Source organism: Segatella salivae DSM 15606, assembly GCF_000185845.1.
Classification (GTDB): Bacteria; Bacteroidota; Bacteroidia; order Bacteroidales; family Bacteroidaceae; genus Prevotella; species Prevotella salivae.
On sequence record NZ_GL629647.1, the window covers coordinates 2,913,313 to 2,920,053 of the forward strand.

Sequence of the window (6,741 nt, forward strand, 5' to 3'; positions counted from 1 at the left end):
TCAAAATAGTGTATACAATTGTTGCACGTCTCGTTTTTTTGTTTTACTTTTGTAAAATCAATGAAATTAGGGGTAAATCTCCCTTTTTACGTCTTACAAGCTTATGAAAGATAGAATAAAAATGATAATGGAGAGTCAGCACATGACTCAACAAACGTTTGCTCAGTTCATACAAATCTCACCGGCTTCTCTTAGTAGCATCTTTACTGGGAGGACCAAACCGACCTTGGCTATAGCTGAAGCAATCAAGTCGAAGCTTCCTACTTTGTCAACCGATTGGCTTTTGTTTGGTTCTGGTCCGATGTATATGACTGGCAAATCTGATTCAGAGTCAACCACGGAAAAAACCCCTTCCACTCCACAAGAGTTAATGGTTGACTTTGAAGAAGCCTCAAATGTTGTTACAACTCCACCTGCCAACCAAAGTAATTCGCAGGGTGTTGATTCGACACGCAATAATAACCATAATATAATTACCAAAATAATTGACAATAAGCAACGTAAGATTGTCGAAATTCGGGTCTTTTATGATGACAGTACTTGGGAGACTTTTGTCCCTCAAAAGAGTTAACTATTGTTCTATTTAGTTTTTTTTCTTATCTTTGCATTAACCTATTACAAAAGCAAAGATGAAGAAATTCGTTCAAGACCTGACGGTAACATCGGTAGAGATGCTTAGCCCTAAGCATGTGCTTTTAAAAGCTTATGGCAGACAAACCTCTACCCGAGATAACGCCGGGGCAGTTTGTTGAAGTACGAGTTGACCATTCTCCGTCAACTTATCTTCGGCGCCCCATTTCAATAAACTTCGTAGATGACCAGAAAAACGAGTTGTGGTTACTTATCGCAATGGTTGGAAATGGTACCCGACAATTAGGGAAACTCAAGCCTAGCTCACAGCTAAATTGTCTTTATCCTTTGGGGAATGGCTTTACACTTCCAGCCGATTCAAATGAAAAAATGCTGTTAGTTGGAGGCGGAGTTGGTATTGCTCCCTTGCTCCATTTAGGCTATGAGATCAAGAAAAGAGGTGGAACTCCAACCTTCTTATTAGGCGCACGTACGCGCGAGGACCTTTTGGAACTTGACCAATTCAATCAACTTGGACGCGTTTTTATTACGACTGAAGACGCAAGTTTGGGCGAAAAAGGATTTGTTACCAATCATTCGGTGCTCCAAAAAGAAAAGTTTTCGCGCATCGCTACATGCGGACCAAAGCCTATGATGATGAGTGTTGCGCGCTATGCAAAGGCTAATGGCATCACTTGTGAAGTCTCTTTGGAGAATAAAATGGCGTGTGGTCTCGGTGCGTGTTTATGTTGTGTTGAGAAGACAAATGAAGGGAATCGCTGTGTGTGTACAGACGGACCAGTGTTAAATATTAATCAGTTGTTATGGCAGATCTAAGTGTAAAGATAAATCAATTAGCATTGAAGAATCCCGTGATGACAGCTTCGGGAACTTTTGGTTATGGTTTAGAGTTTGCCGACTTGGTGCCACTTGACGAGATTGGGGGCATCATTGTGAAGGGTACAACGCTTCATTCGCGTCAAGGAAATGACTATCCTCGTATGGCCGAAACAGCCAGTGGAATGCTTAATTGCGTTGGACTTCAGAACAAAGGTGTAGACTATTTTGCCACGCATATCTATCCTTTGATTAAGGATATTGACACAAATATGATTGTCAATGTAAGCGGAAACAGTGCTGAAACCTATGCAGAATGTGCACAAATAATAGATACTCTTGAGGCTATTCCAGCCATAGAACTTAACATCAGCTGTCCAAACGTCAAAGAAGGTGGCATGGCTTTTGGTGTAACTTGCGAGGGAGCAGCAAGCATTGTAAAGGCCGTTAGGGCTGTTTATCACAAGACTTTGATTGTCAAACTCTCGCCAAACGTTACAGACATTGCCTCAATTGCGCGTGCCTGTGAGGCTGAAGGAGCTGATGCTGTGTCGTTGATTAACACACTCATGGGTATGGCTATAGACATTGAAAAGCGTCAACCTTTGCTGAGTATTCGTACTGGTGGGTTGAGCGGTCCAGCCGTTAAACCTGTTGCTTTGCGTATGGTTTATGATGTTGCACATGCAGTTAAGATTCCTGTTATAGGCTTAGGAGGAATCAGCAGCACAGAAGATGCCATCGAATTCCTAATGTGTGGTGCCACGGCTATAGAGATTGGGACGGCTAATTTCGTTGATCCTACCATCACAAAGAAGGTGAAAGATGGACTGAATACTTGGCTTGATGCCCATGGTTGCAGCAGTGTTAGCGAAATTATCGGTGTGATTTAATTGCAAATCTCGCACGAGGCATGTGCCTATTTGATAGCGTTTAATCGCCTAAGACAATGTATGTATACAACTATTTGGGGGGATAGATGTCGCTATCGAAGTGTGAACACGTGGCAGATAAGGTCTGAATGCGCTTCAAATGAGCAATAATCACGTGATAAGTTCACTAAAATGAGTTGTAAAACGGAAGTAAACATCAATCAAACAGAAATAAAATAAATAATAATAAATAAAATGGAACAGAATAATAATAAGTACATCGCAGCCTCTTATGCACTCTATGATGTGACAGATGGCAAGAAAGAATTGGTAGAAGAGACGATAGAAGGTCGCCCATTCGAGTTTATCAGTGGTTTTGGTATTACGATTCCAGCTTTTGAACAGGCTTTGGTTGACCTGAAAAAGGGTGATCATTTCGACTTCACGCTTACGTCAGAACAAGCTTATGGGACGCATCATCCCGAGCATGTACTTGAACTTGACAAGGCAATCTTTAGCGTAAATGGTAAGTTTGACGAGGAACATATCGTGGTAGATGCCATTATTCCATTGCAAAATGAAGATGGAAACCGCTTTAATGCCCGTGTTTTGGCCATTACAGACGACAAGGTAAAGGTTGATCTTAATCATCCATTGGCAGGCAAATCATTGAATTTCGTTGGCGAAATCTTAGAGAGTCGCGAGGCAACGAATGAGGAAATCTCTAAATATATGAGTATGCTCAACGGCGAAGGTGGCTGTTCTGGCTGTGGAGGCGGCTGCAGTGAAGGCGGTTGTGAAGGTGGATGTGGTGGCGGTTGCCATTAATATAAGGTGAAGAAATGGGGCTAATGAAGAACAGTTTCGGCAATATATTCACGCTGACCACTTTTGGTGAGAGTCACGGAGTGGCTGTAGGGGGAGTGGTAGATGGTATGCCTGCCGGAGTAGAAATCGACGAAGCGTTCGTTCAACACGAACTAAACCGACGACGTCCCGGCCAGAGTAAGCTCACCACGAGCCGCACAGAACCCGATCATGTGGAGTTTTTGAGTGGTGTGTTTGAAGGAAAATCAACTGGTGCGCCTATTGGTTTTGCTGTTTATAACACTAATCAACATTCGAAAGACTATGATAATCTGCGCGACATTTTCCGTCCGTCACATGCCGATTTCACGCTCCAAATGAAGTATGGCCTACGTGATCATCGCGGAGGTGGACGTTCTTCAGCCCGTATTACAATAGCGCGTTGCGTGGCAGGTGCCTTGGCTAAGCTCGCACTTCGCAAGTTGAAAATCAATATCAAGGCCTATACTTCTCAGGTAGGTGACATTGTTCTCGAGCGCAACTACCAGGATTATGACCTCAATACCATTGATAACAACGATGTGAGGTGCCCAGATCAGCCCACCGCTTCACGCATGGCAGCGCTCATTGAGCAGGTAAAAGCCGAAGGAGATACCATCGGTGGGGTTATCACTTGTGTTATTCAAGGCTGTCCGGTGGGGCTTGGTGAACCCGAATTTGGCAAGCTTCACGCCCAATTGGGGGCTGCAATGTTGAGTATCAATGCGGCAAAAGGTTTTGAATATGGTATGGGTTTCGCTGGAGTGGGGCATAGAGGAAGTGAGATGAATGATGTGTTTGTGAACAAAAATGACCAAATCTCAGTCCTGACTAATAATAGTGGAGGCATTCAAGGAGGAATCAGTAACGGACAAGATATTGTCTTTCGTGTTGCATTCAAGCCTGTTGCCACCCTCCTCATGCCACAGAATACCGTAGATATCCATGGGCATGAAACGACAATCAATGTGCGTGGACGTCATGATCCATGTGTGTTGCCAAGAGCAGTTCCCATTGTTGAAGCAATGGCAGCTATGGTAATATTAGACAATTATCTTCTAAATTTGACCATAAAAATATAGAAATAGCGTTTTTTTTGCTGTTTTTTATTCAATTTTTTCGATTTAATGGTAGAAGATATTACATTTGCATCAACGATTAAGAGGTTCGAGAGAATCGGTAATCGTTTTAGTTAAGTCTAGTTTAGTTTTTGTGTTGGTTGAGGGTGGTCAGTTGACTACCCTCATTTATTTTGTCATCATGCGAGCTGCATACTATTAAAACGCAGTGTGGAGGCCTACTTTCAATGATTTCGTTAGTGGCATAAAATGACGCAAGGCTATAGTCTTGCTCCAACTTCTTTGCTTATTTAATGGTCATTTCCCTGTTATTGTGTGCAATGATTATATAATAAGGAGTAAATCATGAAGCAGAATTCAACTTAAAAATACAATTTATTTTATTTGCAATACTTTTGCTTTTAATTCGTAATATGTATTGTTGATTTATATCAATAAAAGTATCTGTTTACGCAAACAATCTTATAAATTCTTGCAAGTAAAGTGATTTTGGTCTACCTTTGCAATGTCTTTAAGAGATAAAGAGTTTTTAGGAACAAAATAATATGTATAATTCGAACTCTGAAACAAGGTAGGAGTTCTAAACGAAATGAAAGGTAAAGAGATTATGAAGAAGATGATTTTGACACTTGTAGCATTGATGAGTATGACAATGGCGTTTGCCGAAGGTGAGAACACAAAGGCAACTAACACTGTAGCAGCTTACGATATGAGCGTTAATTACAGCAAACTTGCAGAGGCTCTTGGCTTGTCAATGGATCAATTGGAAAGCATTGAAGACGTACATAAGACTTTCTGCATCGAGATGATGAATGCAGCTAATGCTCCAAAAGATGAGCGTAAAGGTATGGTTGACAAAGCCATTGAGAAGAATCTCAAGTATATGCACTATATCTTGAACAACAGTCAGTACAGCAAATATCTTTTGTTGCTCAACACAACGATGAATAATCGTGGTTTGAATAAGTAGTCGAGGTTTAAGAGAGAGAAATATAACAGGCTGGATATCTGGTGAAACAGATATCTGGCCTTCTTTGTTTTATAGTGTCGATTAAAAATAGTTGTCCTTAAAAACGCTTAATAATAGGCAGCGTGATACCTTATTTCTTATCTACCATGGATTGATTTTATCCACTATTTTCACCTTATTTCTGATGCCTTGTGTGTCATGCTATCCTTTGCCCATGAACAAACCAACTCTCTTTCAATTTCATTAGAGGATATTCTCTTGTGCATAACGTAATTCAATCTCACCTGTTTTACGCGGTAAAAAGCCATAGTTTGTTCGGTAAAAAGTGGCAAATTAGAATGCAACTAATCCTTGAAAATGAAGAAAAATAGAAGTTTGTGCAAACTGACTGATAATGAATAGGATATGAAACGATTTGCATAAAACTGCTCTATTTGTAAAAGGCAGGAAAGTGCGGATTTAAGCAGAAGTTCAGTTACTAAATCATTACCAAGATTGGGAATAGGTAACGAAATGCAGATATAGGTAACTGAAATTATTTGGTTCGTGTGTTTGTTGCTTTGGTCGGCAGTTTTCTGCATAAGTAAAGAACGCTTTAATTCGGGTAACTTTGCCCATAAAGATTAAAGCGTATGCAAACAGAAAAGATGAAGGTGTTGCTCTACCTCAAAAAGAGCGGTATGGACAAGTCGGGTAAGGCTCCCATCATGGGACGTATAACACTTGGTAGGAGTATTGCGCAGTTCAGTTGCAAACTGTCTTGCAACCCCGATTTGTGGAGTCCTCGTGAGAGTAGAATGAGTGGCAAGAGCCGTGAGGCAGTGGAAGTGAACGGCAGGCTGGAAAGTCTGCTGCTATCCGTCCAAACAGCCTATCAATCTCTGCTATCCAAAGGTTGCCCATTTGATGCAACTGATGTAAAGGAAGTATTTCAAGGAAGCGTTCAATCTAAATGTATGCTTATTGAAAGAATGGATAGGCTCATCAAAGAGAAAGAAAACCATATCGGCATTGACATCAAGGAGGGAAGTATATTTGGCTACTATTCCACTCGTACCCATTTGCAGAACTTTATACAAAAGAGGTATAATGTTTCTGATTTGGCATTTTCACAGCTTACTGAGCAATTCATATACGACTTCCAACAATACTTTATGGATACTTGTGGGTTTCAGGAAAGTACGTTCTATAATGCCGCTACCCATCTGAAAACGGTGTGTAGATTGGCTTATCGTGAAGGATTAGCCGATATTTTGTTGTTTGACAAAATCAAGGTAAGCAAAGGCGACAAGAAACTTCCCAAAGCACTTGACAGGTGTTCGCTTGACAGACTAATGAATATAGAGTTTGAAGAGCTGGAGGAGGAAATGGGAACCGCAAGGGACTTGTTTGTCTTTGCTTGCCATACGGGTGCTGCCTATTGCGATTTGATGGAGTTAAGCAGATTGTATCTTGTCCGTGATGATGAGGGAAGTCTTTGGCTGAAGTTCAACAGGCAGAAGACAGGCGTACTTTGCCGTATCAAGTTGTTGCCCGAAGCCATCAGAATAATAGAGAAGTACAAGAG

Annotated in this window: 6 protein-coding genes and 1 pseudogene; all 7 read left to right on the forward strand. The window is 41.2% G+C overall.

Going from position 1 to position 6,741, the window contains the following annotated elements; genetic code table 11:
• Positions 1-103 precede the first annotated feature (103 nt).
• A complete protein-coding gene (locus HMPREF9420_RS11380) occupies positions 104-571 on the forward strand; it encodes a helix-turn-helix domain-containing protein (protein WP_007135857.1) in 468 nt (155 codons plus the stop codon).
• 58 nt (positions 572-629) lie between these two features.
• Positions 630-1,407, forward strand: a pseudogene (locus HMPREF9420_RS11385) (dihydroorotate dehydrogenase electron transfer subunit).
• Entirely contained in the window at positions 1,395-2,300 is a 906-nt protein-coding gene (locus tag HMPREF9420_RS11390; protein ID WP_007135859.1) for a dihydroorotate dehydrogenase, read from the forward strand. The pseudogene HMPREF9420_RS11385 and the gene HMPREF9420_RS11390 overlap by 13 nt, the downstream one beginning before the upstream one ends.
• A 234-nt stretch (positions 2,301-2,534) precedes the next feature.
• Positions 2,535-3,107: an FKBP-type peptidyl-prolyl cis-trans isomerase gene (locus tag HMPREF9420_RS11395; RefSeq protein ID WP_007135860.1), complete on the forward strand. Its 573-nt coding sequence runs from the start codon at positions 2,535-2,537 to the stop codon at positions 3,105-3,107.
• A gap of 23 nt (positions 3,108-3,130) precedes the next feature.
• Positions 3,131-4,207: a chorismate synthase gene (gene aroC, locus HMPREF9420_RS11400; RefSeq protein WP_044078950.1), complete on the forward strand. Its 1,077-nt coding sequence runs from the start codon at positions 3,131-3,133 to the stop codon at positions 4,205-4,207.
• 586 nt (positions 4,208-4,793) lie between these two features.
• The gene (locus HMPREF9420_RS11405) at positions 4,794-5,174 is read left to right on the forward strand and encodes a hypothetical protein (RefSeq protein ID WP_007135862.1); all 381 of its coding nucleotides are present in this window, start codon (positions 4,794-4,796) and stop codon (positions 5,172-5,174) included.
• A gap of 632 nt (positions 5,175-5,806) precedes the next feature.
• A partial coding sequence (locus tag HMPREF9420_RS11410; RefSeq protein ID WP_007135864.1) for a phage integrase SAM-like domain-containing protein occupies positions 5,807-6,741 on the forward strand: 935 nt, incomplete at its 3' end.